Source organism: Deltaproteobacteria bacterium GWC2_65_14 (assembly GCA_001797615.1).
Lineage (GTDB): Bacteria > Desulfobacterota > Deferrimicrobia > Deferrimicrobiales > Deferrimicrobiaceae > GWC2-65-14.
Genome location: MGPV01000016.1, coordinates 40,810 through 57,531 on the forward strand (window position 1 = coordinate 40,810; position 16,722 = coordinate 57,531).

The 16,722-nt window shown below is 67.5% G+C and carries 17 protein-coding genes; 4 read left to right on the top strand and 13 right to left on the bottom strand.

Annotated features, from left to right (window positions below; translation table 11 throughout):
• From A2X88_03635 to A2X88_03645, 3 genes are all read left to right on the top strand, one after another.
• The coding region (locus A2X88_03635; GenBank protein OGP35215.1) for a hypothetical protein at positions 1–1,416 on the top strand (1,416 nt) is incomplete at its 5' end.
• 1,379 nt (positions 1,417–2,795) lie between these two features.
• Positions 2,796–3,161 (top strand): hypothetical protein, encoded by a 366-nt coding sequence (locus A2X88_03640; GenBank protein OGP35216.1) that lies wholly within the window; start codon positions 2,796–2,798, stop codon positions 3,159–3,161.
• Positions 3,162–3,544: 383 nt separating this feature from the next.
• Complete coding sequence (locus tag A2X88_03645; GenBank protein ID OGP35217.1) at positions 3,545–4,252, top strand: bifunctional demethylmenaquinone methyltransferase/2-methoxy-6-polyprenyl-1,4-benzoquinol methylase; 708 nt, start codon at positions 3,545–3,547, stop codon at positions 4,250–4,252.
• Between the two features lie 8 nt (positions 4,253–4,260).
• Here A2X88_03645 and A2X88_03650 read toward each other — a convergent pair whose 3' ends face one another.
• The gene (locus A2X88_03650; protein ID OGP35218.1) at positions 4,261–5,244 is read right to left on the bottom strand and encodes a cysteine synthase A; all 984 of its coding nucleotides are present in this window, start codon (positions 5,242–5,244) and stop codon (positions 4,261–4,263) included.
• A 107-nt stretch (positions 5,245–5,351) separates the two neighbouring features.
• Between A2X88_03650 and A2X88_03655 the strand changes: the two genes are divergently transcribed.
• Complete coding sequence (locus A2X88_03655; GenBank protein OGP35219.1) at positions 5,352–5,936, top strand: Rossman fold protein, TIGR00730 family; 585 nt, start codon at positions 5,352–5,354, stop codon at positions 5,934–5,936.
• A gap of 123 nt (positions 5,937–6,059) precedes the next feature.
• Here the strand turns inward: A2X88_03655 and A2X88_03660 are convergent, their stop codons facing one another.
• The 12 genes from A2X88_03660 to A2X88_03715 all read right to left on the bottom strand — a co-directional run bounded on the left by A2X88_03660 (position 6,060) and on the right by A2X88_03715 (position 16,370).
• Complete coding sequence (locus tag A2X88_03660; protein ID OGP35220.1) at positions 6,060–6,491, bottom strand: hypothetical protein; 432 nt, start codon at positions 6,489–6,491, stop codon at positions 6,060–6,062.
• A 159-nt stretch (positions 6,492–6,650) separates the two neighbouring features.
• Positions 6,651–7,091: a hypothetical protein gene (locus A2X88_03665; protein ID OGP35221.1), complete on the bottom strand. Its 441-nt coding sequence runs from the start codon at positions 7,089–7,091 to the stop codon at positions 6,651–6,653.
• Positions 7,092–7,107: 16 nt separating this feature from the next.
• Positions 7,108–7,581: a hypothetical protein gene (locus tag A2X88_03670; protein OGP35222.1), complete on the bottom strand. Its 474-nt coding sequence runs from the start codon at positions 7,579–7,581 to the stop codon at positions 7,108–7,110.
• A gap of 6 nt (positions 7,582–7,587) precedes the next feature.
• Entirely contained in the window at positions 7,588–8,178 is a 591-nt protein-coding gene (locus A2X88_03675) for a hypothetical protein (protein ID OGP35223.1), read from the bottom strand.
• Between the two features lie 45 nt (positions 8,179–8,223).
• Positions 8,224–10,800, bottom strand: coding sequence for a DNA polymerase I (locus A2X88_03680; protein OGP35224.1), 2,577 nt, complete (start codon positions 10,798–10,800; stop codon positions 8,224–8,226).
• Complete coding sequence (locus A2X88_03685) at positions 10,769–11,230, bottom strand: hypothetical protein (protein ID OGP35225.1); 462 nt, start codon at positions 11,228–11,230, stop codon at positions 10,769–10,771. The genes A2X88_03680 and A2X88_03685 overlap by 32 nt, the downstream gene beginning before the upstream one ends.
• A gap of 28 nt (positions 11,231–11,258) precedes the next feature.
• On the bottom strand, positions 11,259–11,462 hold the full coding sequence (locus tag A2X88_03690; GenBank protein ID OGP35238.1) for a hypothetical protein: 204 nt from the start codon (positions 11,460–11,462) through the stop codon (positions 11,259–11,261).
• A gap of 5 nt (positions 11,463–11,467) precedes the next feature.
• Positions 11,468–12,442 (bottom strand): delta-aminolevulinic acid dehydratase, encoded by a 975-nt coding sequence (locus A2X88_03695; protein OGP35226.1) that lies wholly within the window; start codon positions 12,440–12,442, stop codon positions 11,468–11,470.
• Entirely contained in the window at positions 12,429–13,232 is an 804-nt protein-coding gene (locus tag A2X88_03700; GenBank protein OGP35227.1) for a hypothetical protein, read from the bottom strand. The genes A2X88_03695 and A2X88_03700 overlap by 14 nt, the downstream gene beginning before the upstream one ends.
• Complete coding sequence (locus A2X88_03705; GenBank protein ID OGP35228.1) at positions 13,229–14,179, bottom strand: hydroxymethylbilane synthase; 951 nt, start codon at positions 14,177–14,179, stop codon at positions 13,229–13,231. The genes A2X88_03700 and A2X88_03705 overlap by 4 nt, the downstream gene beginning before the upstream one ends.
• Before the next feature lie 25 nt (positions 14,180–14,204).
• A complete protein-coding gene (locus tag A2X88_03710) occupies positions 14,205–15,518 on the bottom strand; it encodes a glutamyl-tRNA reductase (GenBank protein OGP35229.1) in 1,314 nt (437 codons plus the stop codon).
• 24 nt (positions 15,519–15,542) lie between these two features.
• Positions 15,543–16,370: a c-type cytochrome biogenesis protein CcsB gene (locus A2X88_03715; GenBank protein OGP35230.1), complete on the bottom strand. Its 828-nt coding sequence runs from the start codon at positions 16,368–16,370 to the stop codon at positions 15,543–15,545.
• Positions 16,371–16,722: the final 352 nt, after the last annotated feature.

Here is a 16,722-nt window from a genome sequence, read left to right on the forward strand (position 1 = left end):
GCCGGCGGTCAGCCCTGGATCGTGGGGGGCTTTCTCCGCGACCGGATCGAGGGATTGCCCGGCGGGGACCTCGACCTGGTGATCACCGGAGTCGGGCTCGACCGTCTGGGCCGGCTCCTGCGCCGCCTCCCCGCAAAGCGGCTGGGAATCCGCCGGATCGTCCGGGCGGGGAAGACCTTCCCGGTCTACAAGGTCCGTGCGACGTGGTCGGACGGGGAGATCGACGTGGCGCCCCCCCGATGCAAACGCACGAAGGAGGCCGGGGACGGGGAACGGCGCGGATCCGCCGGGAACGCGGAAGCATGGGAGGACGCCTCCCTCCGAGACTTCACGATGAACGCCATCCTGTTTCGGATCCGCGCGGATCGGGGACGATTCCGGGGGGAGCTGTTCGATCCGTTCGACGGAACGGGGGACCTGCGGCGGATGCGGATCCGGGGCGTGGGAAACCCTTCGGACCGCTTCCGGGAGGATCCCCTCCGGATCCTGCGGGCGATCCGGCAGAAGCACGAGCGGCCGGGCTTTTCGATCGAGAAGGATACCTGGACTGCGCTGCGGCGGGAGGCGGAATCCTTCCCGGGAACTCTCCCCGGCGAGCGGATCTTCGCGGAGCTGTCGAGGTCCCTCTCGGCGAACCCGGTCGGCACGGTGACCGACCTCCACCGCACCGGGATCCTCGCGCGGCTGCTCCCGGAAATTCCGGATTGGGGAAGCGGTCCCCTCGCCCGCACGAAGAGGCGGTACCGTGTTCTCGAGGAGTCGCTGGGAAGACCGCTTCCGGAGCTCCTCCTCCTGGCCGCACTGCTGGCCGATCTCGCGGAGCGGGAGGGCCGGGGGCCGGCCCTCCATCTTCCACGGACGGAACGCGCCGCACGCAGGCTTCACTTCCCCCGGCCGCGCGACGTCGTGCGGATCCTCACGGACCTGCTCCGCCTCGGCCGCCTCCGAGCCTCCGACACCCCCCGCGCGCGGGCCGAAGCGATCTTTTCCCGGCGGAAGGACCCGGAAGCCCTTCTCGCGCTCTACTCGGCGACGGAAAGGGCCGCCTCGCGCGGGGAAACCGATTTCCGCCCGATGCTGCGGAAGGCGGGCCGCACGCCGCGTCTGCTTGCCGGAGACGAACTCCTCGCGATGGGAGTACCGGAGGGCCCGCGCGTGGAGGAGATTCTGCTGCAGGTGAGGGAAGCCACGCTGACCGGAGCCGTCGCGACCCGGAACCAGGCGCGGGATCTTGCCGCCGGCCTTCTTGCCCGCAAGGGGACCGCGCGTTCAGGTCACCGGGGGCGGAATTCGAGCAGCAGGGTAAGCAGGAGTCCGATCAGCGCGAGAACCAGCGGAAGGGTATCGGGGACGAGGTGCCCAAGGGCGGCGATCTCCTCGAACATGAAGAAACTCGATAGAAGCGGGCCCGCCTGAATCGCCACGGCGATTTCCCTCCCCTCTGCCCCCAGTATACTCCCGGGAGGAGGTCCCCCGGCACGTTTTTCGAGCCGTGCCTTTCATGCGTGCACCGCAATCTTGAAACTGCCTGTCACCGCCGCATGCGGCCTCCGCTGGGTCCCGGTTCCGCCTGAGGCCTGCTCTCCCGAGAGGAGGAGGAGCGGACGCGCGGCGATCGCTCCGCCTGTTCTCTGGGTCCCGGTTCCGCCTGAGGCCTGATCTCGCGACCGGGTGCGGGCGCAGCGGGCGCCCTGCCTCCCCTGGGTATCACCCCCCCCTCCCCTCTTCCGGGGGAGGAGCGCTGTCCGGCTCCTGAAGGAATCACCGCGCTCGAAGGGAGCACACGCGAGCGGACGCTGTTTTCGTACTTCTCCGTCCGGGTCAGGGCATTCGACCTCTCCGTGCGAACCCCCGATCTTCGTCCCGGGCGGGGTGAGGACGGGGGAATCCGTTCCAATCTCTCCTGCCGTGCGGGGCTTTCCCTTGCGGGACGTTCCGTCTCCCTCAGATTCCGGGAGCGATCACTTTGCGTGCGCGTGCTCCGTTCTGCCCCCCCCCCTCCGGGTCCGGGGGAACCGCGGTCGCCGTTTTGCACGATCGGCCTTGCTTCATTGCGACGCGGTGTGCCGCGCGTGCTAACCGAAACGTTTCTCTCTCTCCGGACGGCTGTCCAGTCCCGCCAATCGCCGCTTTGATTCCCCCTCCCTCGCACGTAGACGGTCCCCCGGGAAAGAGGCCGTTCCCACGCGGCAAGCCGGGTGTCGGAACGCGTGTACGCAATGCGACCTGTCCGCTCCCCGGGACGCAGCGGCACCCAGCGCACGTTGCGGCCGTTACGGACGAAGCGCACCCGTGCCGGGTAATAGTACGCATACCCGTGGTAATAGGGGTAATAGGCCCCCCCCCACGCGAAGGAGAAGGAGAGGAACGAACGGTACGGATACCAGACCCACCCGAAAACCGGATCGGTGTACCAGTACCCGTAATGATAGGGGTACCACCCCCACGGCTCGTAGGATACCCAGGTCCACCCGTAAGGGGAGATCCAGGCCCATCGCCCGTAATAGTAGGGGGACCATCCCGGGGAAACCCTCGGCCGCCACACATACCCGTATTCGGAGGAGTTCACCCACTCCCCGTAATCGCGCAGTTCGTTGGCCGCAGCCGGAGGAACGCCGGCCTGTTCCTCCGCGTCCGAGAGGGGAGGAGGCTTCTCAACGGAGTCCCTGTCGCCCCCCTCGTATTTCCCGACACGGACATCTTCCCCCATGGAGGCCTGCTCGCCCGCCTTGACGGGGAACTCCCCCCCCTCCACCGTGATGATTCCCTCACCCTCACGGACGACCAGCGTCGTATTGCCGCCTTTCGGGGATGTCATCCAGTACCTTCCGGGGACGGAAAAATTCGCCCTCCCTCCCCCGGGGGCCGACACGCTGACGGGGGCAAAATCGGTTTCAGGCAGGAAGAACCGGATCTCACCGGACCGGAGAGCGAACGCGGTTTTCCCACTCTCGGAGCCGCGGATGGAAAGCTCGGTGCCGCTTGTCAGAAGGACGAATTGCCCCCCGTGGAACTGCAGCTCCGCCTCGGATCCTTCCGGGATGCTGACCAGCGACCCAACGGGAACGGGACTGTTGCTGGAAAACTCCTCCCAGTCCCCGGAGTCGGGCGTGCGGACCCAGGCGGACCCCTCGAAGATCTTCAGGCGGGTAACGGAATAGGCGGGAACACCAGCGACCTCCGCACTCTCCTCCGCCGCATGACCCGGAACGGCAAACAGCGCCAAGGCAACCGCCATCATCCCGATATGTTTTGAGAATATCATTGTGCATTCCCCCTTCTCTTGCCACCGTCACGCCGTTGCACGATCCCGTTATCTCCCCGGTTCTTACGGTATAGAAAATTACTTTCCCGTAGGTTAGACGGCGCCAGGCGGCAAGAAAATTCAACCGGTTGACCCGTTTTCCCCTGTAGACTCCTCCCGTGACCCGTTTCCATGATACCGTTTAAACCCTGACGGATCGGGAAAGTTCCGCTCCCCCCCCCATCCGTTGCAAGGATTGGTATACTTCTTATCCACCCGATCTGCCGCAGGGGGAAAATCTTGTACCGGCTGAACGACCGGAACCGCCTGATCGGTGAGATGTTTTCCTCGATCGCGCCCAGGTACGACCTGCTGAACCGGCTTCTTTCCCTCGGGACGGACCGCCGGTGGCGCAGGGAGGCCGTGGCATGGATCAGGCCCGAAACGGGAGGGGTCCACCTGGACGTGGCGACCGGGACCGCCGATGTTGCTCTTGAGATCTTCCGGCAGAAGGGAAACGGCGCGTTCGTGGCCGGGGTAGACATATCGGCCGCGATGATGCGGATCGGCAGGGGGAAGGCGGCCCGCGCGGGACTCTTGGGCAGGCTGGCGTTTGTCCTGGCGCCGGGAGAGGCGCTCCCCTTCCGGGACGGGGCCTTCGACTCGGCTTCCGTGGCGTTCGGGATCCGGAATCTCGCCGACCGGGAGCGGGGACTGCAGGAGATGTGCCGCGTCGTGCGCGGCGGGGGGAGGGTCGTGATCCTGGAGTTCTCCCGCCCGCGATCGTCGCTGTTCGGGGCAGCGTACCGCTTCTACTTTACCCGGGTGCTCCCCCGCCTGGGAGGGCTCTTCTCGAAGCGCAGCGCCTATGCCTACCTCCCCGATTCGGTGCATGCCTTCCCCGATTCCGAATCGTTCGCCCGGATGATGCGCGATGCGGGGTGCTCCTCCGTCGACGTCCGCCCCCTGACCTTCGGGATCGTGACATTGTACGTGGGAACCCGGTAGCCGCCGGATCAGATCGCCTGCGCTGTCGCCTGGTTCTCGAACCACCCCTCGAACAGGACCGTGGTGAGATACCGCTCCCCCGCGTCCGGGAGGATCGCCACGATCGTCTTCCCCTCGAACTCGGGCTGTTTCGCCAGGCGGACCGCCACCGCCACCGCCGAGCCGCAGGAGATCCCCGAGAAGATCCCCTCCTCCCGCGTCAGCCGCCTCGCGAATTCGATCGACTCGTCGTTGGTCACCGTCTCCACCCGGTCCACGACCGAGAGGTCGAGCACGTCCGGGATGAACCCGGCCCCGATCCCCTGGATCTTGTGGGGTCCCGGCTTGAGCGGCTCTCCCGCGAGCCACTGCGTGATGACGGGGCTGTGGATCGGCTCCACCGCCACGGAGAGGATCTTCTTCCCCCGGCTGTTCTTGATGTACCGGGACACCCCGGTGATGGTCCCGCCGGTGCCGATGCCGGACACCAGGACGTCGATCGCCCCGCCGGTGTCCTCCCAGATCTCCGGTCCGGTGGTCTCCTCGTGGACCTTCGGGTTGGCCGGGTTCTTGAACTGCTGCGGCATGAAGTGCTTCTCCGGGTCGGAGGCGACGATCTCCTCCGCCTTTTCGATCGCCCCCTTCATCCCCTTGGCGCCCTCCGTCAGGACGAGCCGGGCCCCGAACGCCTTGAGCACCATCCGCCGCTCGATGCTGAACGTCTCGGGCATCGTGAGGATCAGATCGTATCCACGCGCCGCGGCCACGTAGGCCAGCGCGATTCCCGTGTTCCCGGAGGTCGGCTCCACGATCGTCTTCCCCGGGCCGAGGAGGCCCTTCTGCTCGGCATCCCAGACCATCGAGGCGCCGATCCGGCACTTCACCGAATAGGCCGGATTCCTCCCCTCGACCTTGCCCAGGACGGTCGCCTTCGCCCCGTCCACGATCCGGTTCAGCTTCACAAGCGGCGTGCGCCCGATCGACAGCGAATTATCCCGGAACCATTGGCCCATTGGAACCTCCCTATTTAGTCTATAGTTTATATGGTATTTGTTTGCGAAATCTCCTGTCAACCTTTTTCTTTCTTCCCTTTTCTCCCGGGAGGCCGTATCTTCTGCTGATGGAAACGCTTCGCCTTTGCGTCTTCTGCAGCTCCAGCAACCACCTCCCGGATACGCTCCGGCGGGATGCCGAGGCGCTCGCCGACCGGATGCTGGAAAAACGGATCTCCCTCGTCTACGGCGGGGGGTCGGTCGGCCTGATGGGGGTGCTGGCCGACCGGATCCTCGAGGGAGGGGGAAAGGTCGTCGGGGTGATCCCCGAATTCCTCCGGACCGAGGAGCTCGCGCACGAGGGGCTGACGCAAAGGATCGTCACCGGATCGATGCACGAGCGGAAAATGGAGATGAGCCGCCTCTCGGACGCATTCGCGGTGCTTCCCGGCGGTTTCGGAACGATGGACGAGTTCTTCGAGATCCTCACCTGGAAGCAGCTCGGCCTTCATTCCCGGCCGATCCTGGTGGCCAACACGGAAGGGTGGTTCGACCCGGTCCTCGAATTTTGCCGCCGGGCCCTCGCGTTCCGGACCATCTCGGAGACGAATCTTGGCCTGTTCGAGGTCGTCCCCACCGCTCCCGATGTGGTGGACCGCCTTCCCCGCCTCCCGATGAGGGCGGCGGCACGGCGCCGCGGTTTCCGTCCCTGACCGGACGGACTCCTCCCCCGCCGAGCGATTCCTGCGCCCCGGCTGAAAAAAACCCCCCGGCGAACTCTCCGGGGGGTCAGGTACCTCGTGAATCCGGCTATGCCGGTTCGTTCAGGGAGCCGGTTATCCCCTCTCTTGCCAGTGGCCGGGGATCCAGACCGTCATTTCCACCCGGTCGTAGTAGCCGGGGATCCACACGCGGCGCCCCCGTCTGCCAGGGCGGTCGTCGTAGGAGTCGTCATCGTACCCGCGGCCGTGCCGGTCGAACCGCTCGATCTCCCAGTGTCCAGGGACCCAGCGCCTCTCGTACCTCGTCTCGTAGCGTCCGGGCACCCACACCTGCTCCGGCGGGTAGTAGACCCGGGGCGGAGGCGCGTACACCGGTGCGTGGTAGGCCTGAGCGTTCGCGATGGCGTTCCCCAGGATCGTCACCCCGATGATGCCGGTCAGGATCTTCCCGGTCGTCGCCCACCCCCGGTCTCCCGCCCGGGCCGGCGTCGCCGTCATGACGGCCACAAGGGCCACCGCAACCAGAATCGCAAGGATTTTCTTCATGTTCCGCTCCTCCTTCCGTTTCCCTCCCGCCGCTCCTGTCGATTGGGCGTCTCGGGAACCTTTTCGCGTTCGGGAATCAGACGCCCGGAGAGAAGGGGATATTCACGGGGAAACGATTTCCGCGGGGACGATCCGACCGCGGAAGGGAACCCGACGGGGCTACTCCGCCGAGAGGATCAGGATCAGGACGCCTTTCTGGTAGGAGGGGCCTCCCACCAGCACCATGCCGCCGCGGGAGAGCCCCAGCGTCGTGGTGATGAGATTCTTCCCCCCCTCCGTGATCTGCACGGCAAGGCGAATCTTCTCTCCCCGCGAGGGAGAGGGGGTCACGCGCATGGAACGGTTTCCGGGAAGGGGAAACTCCCCGGTTTGCCCCACCCCGAGCGGCCGTTTCTGGCGGTCGAGCATCCGGTAGGAGGAATAGTTGAACATGGAGCGGAGCTTGTCCTGGATCGAGGAGAGCTGGGGGTCCACGGTGGATCCGTCGTGGGAGGCGAGCACGACCCCCACGTCGACGGTCACGGGCGATCCGGATTCGGCCGCGGCGCTTCCCGGCGAGAACGACAGCAGCAGCATCAGGACGGGGAGCAGCCGGGCCATCGCTTTCGGCATCCGGTCAGGACTTGGCATCTTCGATGATCCAGATCACCCGGGGGAGATCCTTCCCTCTGTCCACCAGCGCCACCGTGGCCGTGTCGGATTCGAGGGTCTCCACCGATACGTCGAAGTGTATCGGGTGAAACGGCGCCCTCGTCCCATCCGAAGGATAGAACAGGAGTGCGAAAACCGCAAGCGCGGCGGCGGCAGGGAGCCAGAACCAGCGACGCGCGGCAGCCGCGTACCAGGGCTCCCTCCCTTCCTCGATCCCCGCCTTCACGCGGGTCCACAGCGCATTCAGCTGCGGCTCCCCCTCCCGGGCCCGGACCGCCGCCCAGAGGCGGAGAAGATCCCCCACCTCGCGAAGCGACGCCTCTTCCGCGCGGCAGGAGGGGCAGCCCGCCAGGTGGTCCCGGAACTTCTCGGACTCCCCGGAGGGAAGGCGTCCGTCGATCCCGTCCTGGAGCATCCGTATCGTATTTGTGCAGTCCATCGTTTCCTACCCTTCCCGGAATTCCTTGAGCGCCTCCCGAAGCTTCGCTCTCGCGTAATGGAGGCGCGACATCACGGTCCCCACCGAGCAGGCGAGGACCTGCGCGATCTCGTCGTAGGAGAGCCCGTCCACCTCCCGGAGCAGGATGACCGTCCTGTGGTGCTCGGGGAGCGCCCCGATCGCCCGGGAAAGGCCCTCCACCAGCTCCCGGTTCCCGGCCAGTTCCTCCGGGGTCTTCGGGTAGGCCACCGCCTCGGGCATGGTACCCTCTCCGGACATCCAGCTCTCGTCGAGGGAGACCGTGGGGGCCCTGGACCGCTTCCTCCACCGGTCGATCGCCTGGTTCACCAGAAGACGATAGAACCAGGTGTAGAAATTCGACCCGAACCGGAAATCCTTCAACCGGTAGTAGGCCTTCACGAAGGCGTCCTGAACGACGTCCTGCGCCTCGTCCGGGTCGCCCACGATGCCGATCGCGACCCCGTATGCGCGGCCCTTGTAGCGCTCCATCAGTTCCCGGAAGGCCTCATCGTCTCCGCCCAGCGCCGACCGGATCAATTCCTCGTCCGGGAGAACCGGCTTCCCGCTTTCCTTCATAGGACGAGGTCCTCCCCCGATCTATTCATCCGAGTCGCCGCCACCTCAGTGGATTTCCCCCCAGGTTTTCCCCCGGCTTACGGAGACGGTGAGCGGCACCGAAAGGGGGGCCACCCCCTCCATCGCCTCCCGGAGGATCCGTTCCGCGCCGTCCGCCTCCTCCCGGGGGACTTCGGCGATCAGTTCGTCGTGGATCTGGAGGACGAGACGGGCCCCCCTCGTCCGGTCCCGGAACTCCCGGTCGACCCGGATCATCGCCCGCTTGATGATGTCCGCCGCCGATCCCTGGATCGGGCTGTTCACCGCCATCCGTTCCGCCGCCTCCCGCAGCACCTTGTTCCGGGACCCGATATCCCGCAGGTACCGGCGACGCCCGAACAGGGTACTCACGAATCCGTCCCGCTTCGCCTCCTCCTTCACCCTCTCCACGTAGTCCCGGACCCCGGTGTACCGGGAAAAATACTGTTCGATCAATCGCTTCGCCTCCCCCGCCGGGATCCCGAGCTCGCGCGAGAGGCCGTACGGGCTCATCCCGTAGAGGATCCCGAAGTTGATCACCTTCGCCCGGCGGCGCAGGTCCGGGGTGACGCCGGAGGGGGAAACACCGAACACGGCGCAGGCGGTCGCGACATGGATATCCTCCCCCTCCCGAAAGCGGCGGACCAGCTCCCCGTCCCCGGAGAGGTGGGCCAGCAGGCGAAGCTCCACCTGGGAGTAGTCGGCTCCCACGAAGAGGGTCCCCGGCTCCGCCGTGAAGCCGGACCGGATCCTCCTTCCCAGCTCCTCGCGGACCGGGATGTTCTGCAGGTTCGGGTCGGAGGAGGAGAGGCGGCCGGTTGCGGTCTGCGTCAGGTGGAAGGTCGTGTGGATCCGTCCGTCCCGCGGGTCGACCTGCCCCGGAAGGACATCCACGTAGGTGGAGCGGATCTTGGCGAGCGTGCGATACTCGAGGACCAGCCCGGGGATCTCGTGGGCCCCCTGGAGCCGCTCGAGCACCTCCACGTCGGTCGAATACCCGGTCTTGGTCTTCTTGACCGGGGGAAGCCCGAGCTTCTCGAACAGCAGGAAGGCCAGCTGCTTCGGGGAGTTGATGTTGAAGTCGGCCCCGGCGATCGCCGCGACCTGCTCCTCGATCTTCCGGGTCCCCTCCGCGAGTTCCTTTGACAGCGCGGCGAAGACGCCGGGATCCAGCCGGATCCCCGTTCGCTCCATCCGCAGCAGGACCGGGAGAAGCGGCATGTCCACGTCGGAAAAGAGCTTCGTAAGACCGGCCTCTCCGAGCTTCTCCTCGAGGACCCGGCCCAGCGCCTCGATCTCCTCCGCCGACGCGACGGCCCTCTCCTCCGGCTCTTCCGGAACCCCCGCGGGAGGGCGTGACGGCAGATGCCGCGCCCAAAGCTTGGTGAGGGTCGGGGTCCCCTCGTCCGGCGCGAGAAGATGCCCGGCCACCAGGATATCGAACAGCGGAAGCCGCTCCCCGGGAAGGTCGAAGAGGCCGTTGCGCGCCAGGAACCGTTTCCCGTCGAAGAGAACGATCCGCCCTTCCCCCTCCCCCGCCAGGCGGACCAGCTCCGCGGTCTCCCCGGACGGGAGGAGAAAGACCCCTTTCTCCCCGGCCGAAACGGCCGTCAGCGCACCCCCTTCTCCTCCCTGCGCCACCCCGATCCGGATCCCCTTCGGGTCCCCGAGGCGCCGGAACAGCTCGGCCGCGCGATCGACGCGGGTCCACGCGGTGGTCCTGGCGGCGGGCGCGGACTCCGCGGCGGCGGCCTCCGTCTCCGGGCCCAGCTCCTCCAGCAGCTTCCGGAACCCGAGCCGCCGGAACAAGGGCACGATCCTCTCCGTCCGGACCCCCCGGGGAGCGAGATCGGCGATCGTCCGTCCCACCGCGACGTTCCGGTCGATCTCCGCCAGGGTTCGGCAGAGGCGCGCCTCCGCGGCATGCCGCTCGATCTTTTCCTTCCGGCTCCCCTTGAGGCGGTCCGTGCCGGCGAGGAGGTTTTCCAGCGTCCCGAATTCCTGCAGCAGCGCGGCGGCCGTCTTCTCCCCGATCCCCGGGACGCCCGGAACGTTGTCCGAGGGATCTCCTGCCAGCGCGAGGAGGTCCACCACCTGCCGGGGCTCCACCCCGAAGGTCTCCCGCACCTCCGCCTCCCCGACCGTCTGCTCCCTGAGCCCGTCGCGCACGACCACCCGGTCCGACACGAGCTGGTAGAGGTCCTTGTCGGAGGAGACGATCACGACCCGCATCCCCTGCTCCTCCGCCACCCGGGAGAGGGTTCCGATGATGTCGTCCGCCTCCACCCCGGGGATCTCGATCCGGGGAATCCCGAGGGCGTCGAGGACCTCCTTCACCAGGGGGATCTGCGCCGCGAGGTCCTCGGGGACCTTCAGCCGGTTCGCCTTGTACTCGGGGAAGATCTCGTGGCGATGGGTAGGCTCCGGCGTGTCGAAGGCGGCGGCGATCGCCCCGGGGCGCTCCTCCCGGAGGATCTTCATCAGGATCCTCGCGGTTCCCAGCACGACGTTGGTCGGAGTCCCGTCCGGGGCCGACAGGCGCGGCAGGCCGAAGAAGGTCCGGTAGAGGACGTTATGCCCGTCGATCAGATAGAGGGAGCTCATCGGCGGCCTGCCAGTGTTCCACCACCAGCGTTTCGGCGATGGTGTCCCCCGCCCGCTGGCCGTCCGGGTCGTAGAACCCGAGGTAGGTCTCGATGAGCAGGACCGCCAGCCCGATCGTGAAGGCGAGGAAGGGCCCCACGGCCGGGACGAGGTACAGAAGGAAGGGTGCGGCGACCGGAAGGTTCCGCAGCAGGGAGGCCTGGAAGTCCATCGGCTCCTGCCCGAGGCGGATCACCTTGAGCCCCGTCAGCCACTTCCCCGCGCTCCTCCCCCCGTAGAACCCGTCGCACATCAGGAGGTAGAAGAGCGAGGCCAGCACGCCCGCGGCTCCCGGAATGTGCCAGAGCGACATGGCGAGGATCAGGTCGGCGGCCTTCCCCACGAGGCGGGCCAGGTAGCGCGCCCTCCGGGCATCGCGGAAGTGCTCCATCCGGAGTTCCCGTCCAAGGGGCATCGGCTCACCCACCCGGGAGACCCGGATCCCGGGTGAAGAAGAGGAACGCGAGAGAAGGACGCCGGCTCCCCGCGGGAACCACGAAGTGGAGCGTCTCGAACCGGTACCCTTTTCCCGTCCAGCGGTTCAGGGCGGACTCGATCTCCTGGTCGCAGACGTCCTGGACCTCGACCACCTTGTTGGGCCCCTCGACCCGTTCCGCCGCCATCCCGGTCACTCCGAGAGGGCCTTCGCCGCCTCCCGGGCGGCGTAGGTCAGGATCAGGTCGGCCCCCGCCCGCTTGATGGAGACCAGGATCTCCATCATCAGCCGGCTTCCGTCGACCCAGCCGAGCCGTTCCCCGGCCTTCACGATCGAGTACTCCCCGCTGACGTTGTAGGCCGCGACGGGCAGATCGAAGGCCTCCCGGACCCGGAAGATGATGTCCAGGTAGGCGAGCGCGGGCTTCACCATGACGATGTCCGCCCCTTCCCGCACATCGAGGGCCACCTCGCGGAGCGCCTCCCGGGCGTTTGGCGGGTCCATCTGGTAGGAACGGCGGTCACCGAACTTCGGGACGCTCTCCGCCGCTTCGCGGAAGGGGCCGTAGAACCCGCTCGCATACTTCGCGGCGTAGGACATGATCGGGAGGCCGGTGAACCCCTCGTCGTCCAGCGCCGCCCGGATCGCGGCCACCCGCCCGTCCATCATGTCGGAGGGGGCCACCATGTCGGCCCCCGCCCGGGCGTGGGACACGGCGCTTTCCGCGAGGATCTCGAGCGTCGCGTCGTTGTCCACGTCGTCCCCGGAGAGGATCCCGCAATGCCCGTGGTCGGTGTACTCGCAGAAGCAGACGTCGGTGATCACCTGGATCTCCGGCACCGCGTCCTTGATCGCCCGCACGGCGGTCTGGACGATCCCGCTGTCCGAGCAGGCGTCCGAGCCGACCGGGTCCTTCTTCGCCGGGATGCCGAAGAGCAGGACCGCCGGGATCCCCAGCGACCTCGCCTCCCTCACCTCCCGGACCAGGTTTTCCACGCTCAACTGGAAGACCCCGGGCATCGAGGGGATCTCCCTGCGGATCCGCCTCCCGGCGGCGGCGAACATCGGGTAGATCAGGTCGTCCACCGACAGCTTCGTCTCGCGGACCATCCGGCGGATCTCCCCGTTTCTGCGGAGCCTCCGCGGACGGAACTCAGGACGGATCATTCGGGCCCTCCTCCGGTGGGATTCCCGATGCCAGCCGCTCCCCGATCGCGTCCAGCATCCCCGACAGCGTATATCGTTTCGGCAGGATGTGCACACGGAAATTCCGTTCCTCGACGGCCGCGGCTGTCACCTCGCCGATCACCGCGATCCTGCTGCGCGACAGCACGGAGGCCGCCGCTTCCTCCCCCAGGAAGAGGAAGAAGTTGCGGAAGGCGGAGGGGGAGGCGAAGGTGCAGATGTCCGGCGGGTTCGCGAGGATCTCCGCGGCGGCCGCCTCGTCCTTCGGGGGCGCCACGTTCCGGTATGCCGTCACCACCTCGACCGTCCCTCCGCGCCGTGCGATCTCCTCCGGCAGCGCCTCCCGCCCCGCCAGCGCACGGGGGAAGAGGAACCGTTTCCCGGGGATCCCCTCGGCCGCCAGCGACTCGGCCAGCCCCTCCGCGGTGTGGACCGCGGCGGTGAGGTGGACCGGAAATCCCCGCTCCCGGATCTCGCGGCTCGTCCCCGGGCCCACCGAGGCGACCCGAAGTCCCGGCGGCAGGGAGCCGATGCCGCGCGAGGCCGCCCGCTCCAGGAAAAAGCGCGCCGCGTTCGCGCTGGTCAGCAGAAGCCAGTCGAAGCCGGCGAGCCGATCGAGCGCCCCGTCCAGGGCGGCGGGTTCCTCCGGCGGCACGAGCCGGACCGTGGGGACCGGAACCGGAATCCCCCCCCGCTCGCGGATCAGGTCGGAGAAGCTCTCCGCCTGCTCGTCGCCCCGCGTCACCAGGATCCGGAGCCCGCGGAGGCTCATCCCCGCTCCGGGCCGGCCTTCCGGTAGACCTCGTCCAGAATTTCCTTCGCGCCACGGCGGAGCAGCTCCTCGGCCAGCGACACCCCGAGCCCCTCCGGGTCCGCGACCGTCCCCCGGGCGCCGGCGCGGAGGATCTGCGATCCGTCGGGCCGCCCCACCAGCCCCTCCAGGACGATCGCCTCCCCGTCCGTCCGCCCGAAGGAGGCGATCGGCACCTGGCACCCTCCCTCGAGCCGCTTCAGGAACCCCCGTTCCGCGCGGACGGCGTAGGCGGTGTCCCGGTGGTTCAGGAAGGAGACCGCCTCGCGCGTCTCCAGGTCGTCGGTCCGGATCTCGATCCCCAGCGCCCCCTGTCCGATGGCGGGAAGGGAGAGCTCCGGGGGGAGGTACTGGGTGATCTTCGCCTCCCAGCCGAGCCGCCGGATCCCCGCCGCCGCCAGGATGACGGCGTCGAAGAGCCCCTCCTCCATCTTCCGAATCCGGGTGTCCAGGTTCCCCCGGAGGCTCTCGATCCGCAGGTCCGGACGCAGCCCCAGCAACTGGGTCTGGCGGCGCAGGGAGCTGGTGCCGACGCGGCCCCCCTGCGGGAGCTCCTCGAGCCGGCGGTATTTCACGGAGAGGAAGGCGTCCCGGGGATCCTCCCGGCGGGTGATCGCGACGATCCCGAGCCGGTCCGGAAGGTCGGTGGGGACATCCTTCATGGAGTGGACCGCCAGGTCGATCCGGCCGGACAGCAGCGCCTCCTCGATCTCCTTCACGAACAGCCCCTTCCCGCCGACGCGGGACAGGGGAACGTCGAGGATCATGTCTCCCGTCGTCTTGATCTTCGTGATCTCGACCGGCCGGCCGGTCTCCCGCTCGATCTCCGAGCGGATATGCTCCGCCTGCCACAGGGCCAACTGGCTTCCCCGGCTCCCGAGGCGGATCACCCGTTTCGCTCTGCCCAAGGGCTCCTCCCGGTGGTTCTCCCCGTCACGGCTCCGGCTCCTTCCGGTCCCCGGGCTCCTCGGTATCCGCCGTCTCCGGGAGTCCGAAGATCTCCCGGACGACCGCGACGATCTCCATCGGATTGCGCCCGTCGGACTCCTTCTTCATCGCGGCGATCGGGGCGTGCAGCATCTTGTTCAGGATCGAGGCGGCGAGCGACTCCACCACCTTCTTCGCCTTCGGGTCGTCCGTCCCCAGCATCGACACCGCCTTGGCCACCTCCGCCTCCTTCACCTCCTCGAACTTCCGGCGGAGGGAGACGATCGTCGGTGTCACCTGCTGCGCGTTCATCCACCGGAGGAAGCTCCGGACCTCGGCCGTCACGATCTCCTCGGCCTTCGCGGCCTCCTTCTGCCGCTCCTCGAGGTTCGTCTCGATCACGTTGTTCAGGTCGTCGATGTCGTAGACATACACGTTGTCCAGCTGGTTCGCCTCCGGGTCGATGTCCCGCGGCACCGCCATGTCGATGAAGAACATCGGGCGGTTCCGCCGGACCCGGATCACCTCCTCCACGTCGCTCCGCTTCAGGATGAAGTGGGTCGCCCCGGTCGAGGAGAGGACGATGTCCGCCCGCTTCAGGTGGTCCCGGAGTTCGTCGAACCGGACCGGCGTCCCGCGGAACTCCTCCGCGAGCTTCGCGGCCCGCTCGAAGGTGCGGTTGGTCACCAGGATCCCCTTCACCCCGGCGGAGAGGAGGTGCCGGGCCGCCAGCTCGCACATCTCCCCCGCTCCGATCAGCATCACGGTCTTGTCCTTGAGATCCCCGAAGATCTTCCGGGCCAGCTCGACGGCGGCGTAGGAGACCGACACGGCGCTGCTCGCCACCCGGGTCTCCGTCCGGACCCGCTTCGCCACGAAGAAGGCCTTCGTGAAGAACTTGTCGAGGATCGGGCCGATCGAGCGGAACTCCCCCGCATAGCCGTAGGCGTCCTTCACCTGTCCCAGGATCTGCGGCTCCCCGAGGACCATCGAGTCGAGGCTGCTGGCCACCCGGAAGAGATGGCGGATCGCAACCTCCCCATCGTAGTGGTAGAGGTGCCCGTTCAGGTCGCCGTACGGGATTCCGTGGAAGGAGGCGAAAAACTGCTCCACGATCGCCGTCCCCTGGTACCCCACGGAGGCGAGGATCCAGACCTCGACCCGGTTGCAGGTGGAGACGATGACCGCCTCGGAGATCTGCTCCCGCTCGAGCAGCCCCCGGAGGGCGCAGCCGATCTCGGACTGGGGGAAGGCGATCTTCTCCCGGATTTCCACCGGCGCGCTGCGGTGATTGAGTCCTACGACGACGATCTGTCCCATCGTATGCTCCCCGGTCCCCGCCCGTCACCCCGAAAGGCTGGTGTAGGTGTGAAGGCCCGGCAGGAGAAGGTTGACCCCGAGGAAGGTGAACAGCACCGCGCAGAACCCCACGATCGCCAGGATCGCCGCCTTGCGCCCCCGCCACCCGACCGTAAGCCGGCCGTGCAGCAGCGCCGCGTAGAGGAGCCAGGTGATGAGCGACCAGGTCTCCTTCGGGTCCCAGCTCCAGTAGGATCCCCAGGCGTACTCGGCCCAGATCGACCCGGTGATGATCCCCAGCGTCAGCAGGGGGAACCCTACGGTCAGGCACTTGTAGTTGATGTCGTCGAGGACGTCCAGCGAGGGAAGCCGCTTGAAGATCGCCCCCATCTTCTTCCCCTTGACCTGCTTCTCCTGCAGCAGGTACATCACCCCCGCCCCGAAGGCAACGGCGAAGACCGCGTCCCCGACGAAAAGGAGCATGACGTGGACCGGCAGCCACCAGGAGTTCAGCGCGGGGGCCAGCCCCGCGATCTCGCCGGGAAGGAAGGCGGGGAAGAGGCTGAAGGCGAAGGCGAGCGGCGCGATGAAGGATCCCAGGACGCGCAGGTTGTAGCGCAGTTCGACGAAAAGGAACACCCCCGCGATCGCCAGGGCGAAAAACGACAACGATTCGAAGAGGTTCGTGACCGGCGTATAGCCGGCCGCCGCATACCGGGCCCCGAACCCGAGCAGGTGGATGACCACCCCGACCAGGAGGAACATCCTCCCGACCTTCGCCCCCCGCTCCTTCATCGTGACGATGAAATAGAGATAGGAAAGGGTGCCGGCGAGATAGAACAGGGCGGTGATTTTCAGCAGGGTCACATGCATCCGCTCATTGTAATCCAGCGGACCGGGGCGGACAAGCGGAACCGGGCGCTCTCAAAGGTGGCGCAACAGGGGCCGGAGACCCTGGCTCGCGCGTGACGCAGTTGCAGGCGCCCTCGGGACGGGGCGCATCACGGGCGCAGCAAGCCGACTTGTCCTCCGTAGCAGCGTGAGCAGCGAAGGAGGAGGCGGCGGCGCCGGTCACGGGCGAACTCGCAACGGGGCGCGCCACTGCGGCAGATATCGGTTCGAGATCCGGGCTCGCGGGGGACTATTCTCTCTCCGACCGGCGTGGCTCCTTCCGGTTCCCCGACGCCAGGTGTGCGTAGTCTACGGAGCGGTTTCGGCCCGCGGT

Bases quoted from the DNA above. Each gene is read 5' to 3' on its own strand.
- A2X88_03695 (OGP35226.1), bottom strand. From the start codon at position 12,442: ATGATCCGTCCTGAGTTCCGTCCGCGGAGGCTCCGCAGAAACGGGGAG.
- A2X88_03675 (OGP35223.1), bottom strand. From the start codon at position 8,178: ATGAAGGAAAGCGGGAAGCCGGTTCTCCCGGACGAGGAATTGATCCGG.
- A2X88_03685 (OGP35225.1), bottom strand. From the start codon at position 11,230: ATGGAGCACTTCCGCGATGCCCGGAGGGCGCGCTACCTGGCCCGCCTC.
- A2X88_03650 (OGP35218.1), bottom strand. From the start codon at position 5,244: ATGGGCCAATGGTTCCGGGATAATTCGCTGTCGATCGGGCGCACGCCG.
- A2X88_03710 (OGP35229.1), bottom strand. From the start codon at position 15,518: ATGGGACAGATCGTCGTCGTAGGACTCAATCACCGCAGCGCGCCGGTG.
- A2X88_03715 (OGP35230.1), bottom strand. From the start codon at position 16,370: ATGCATGTGACCCTGCTGAAAATCACCGCCCTGTTCTATCTCGCCGGC.
- A2X88_03655 (OGP35219.1), top strand. From the start codon at position 5,352: ATGGAAACGCTTCGCCTTTGCGTCTTCTGCAGCTCCAGCAACCACCTC.
- A2X88_03660 (OGP35220.1), bottom strand. From the start codon at position 6,491: ATGAAGAAAATCCTTGCGATTCTGGTTGCGGTGGCCCTTGTGGCCGTC.
- A2X88_03700 (OGP35227.1), bottom strand. From the start codon at position 13,232: ATGAGCCTCCGCGGGCTCCGGATCCTGGTGACGCGGGGCGACGAGCAG.
- A2X88_03690 (OGP35238.1), bottom strand. From the start codon at position 11,462: ATGGCGGCGGAACGGGTCGAGGGGCCCAACAAGGTGGTCGAGGTCCAG.
- A2X88_03680 (OGP35224.1), bottom strand. From the start codon at position 10,800: ATGAGCTCCCTCTATCTGATCGACGGGCATAACGTCCTCTACCGGACC.
- A2X88_03665 (OGP35221.1), bottom strand. From the start codon at position 7,091: ATGGCCCGGCTGCTCCCCGTCCTGATGCTGCTGCTGTCGTTCTCGCCG.
- A2X88_03670 (OGP35222.1), bottom strand. From the start codon at position 7,581: ATGGACTGCACAAATACGATACGGATGCTCCAGGACGGGATCGACGGA.